We start from the raw sequence: 923 nt of genomic DNA, 5'->3' as shown, positions 1-923 counted from the left end.
TTGGGATTCTATCATACCGTATATACGAAACAAAGTCAATCGGGGCAGGAATTGTTCACATTTGATTCATAATTAAACTTTGATACACAGAAAAGTTGCAAAAAATGCAATATTCTTGTTCTCGTAACACTTTGCAATCGAACATTTGTTGCATAGTCCTAAATCAGCAGTTTCGGCAAAGCAAAAGTGGTCAAATAATTGACCACTTTTCGTAAAAATATTTTGGTTTTCCCGACAATTCGGACAAATAAATTCCGAAACGCACCTGTACAGAACAGATGTACAGCGGCGCGTTAAGGGGGAGAGGAACGAAATCCGCGCCGCCCGCGTCTTTCCTCTCCCCCTGCTGCGGCTGATGGATAACTCCCTTGCGGCAGTTACCCACAGCCGCAGCACCCCCTCACCATTCTCGCGGCGGCGAGCGCAGAGAGAAATCTTTTGAAGTCTATAACAGTAGACCCTTTCCGACGTAAACAGTCTACAACTTTGAACAATTACTTGTTTGAGTACAAAAGGATTTTTGTTGAAATTGACAAAGTAATAATTGACAGATACCAAGCAACTTAGTATAATTTAATTAACTAAAAACCCAAACTCTTAGGAGAATGGCAGAAATGGCAAAACAGAGGAAACTCTGCGGCGCAAAGCTAAAGGGTTTAAACGATTGTCCAGCAATCGCATGACAGCCAGTTACCTAAACCAGTCCCCACAATACGGGCGCAGTACCGTGTGGACTACTATCCATGCGGTTACTGTGCCCTTTTTAACTGTTTGGGCACAAAAGAAAGGGAGCGATCGAAAAATGAAACGCACACGAATCAGCGTATTGCTTGTAATAGCCTTGCTATTGCAGTTATGCGCACCACTCACGGCAGGCGCGGCGGACTTTACGCCAAACCCACAGACGGAATATGCCAAACGGT

1 riboswitch is annotated in these 923 nt (G+C 44.2%).

Annotated elements, in window-relative coordinates:
* Positions 1-606: 606 nt before the first annotated feature.
* Positions 607-698: riboswitch (cyclic di-GMP riboswitch) on the top strand.
* Positions 699-923: the final 225 nt, after the last annotated feature.

The sequence above is a fragment of the Butyricicoccus sp. AM27-36 genome, from assembly GCF_003480945.1.
Classification (GTDB): Bacteria; Bacillota; Clostridia; order Oscillospirales; family Butyricicoccaceae; genus Agathobaculum; species Agathobaculum butyriciproducens.
Note: the sequence above shows the minus strand (reverse complement) of the source record. Positions and strands in the feature narration are given on the sequence as shown.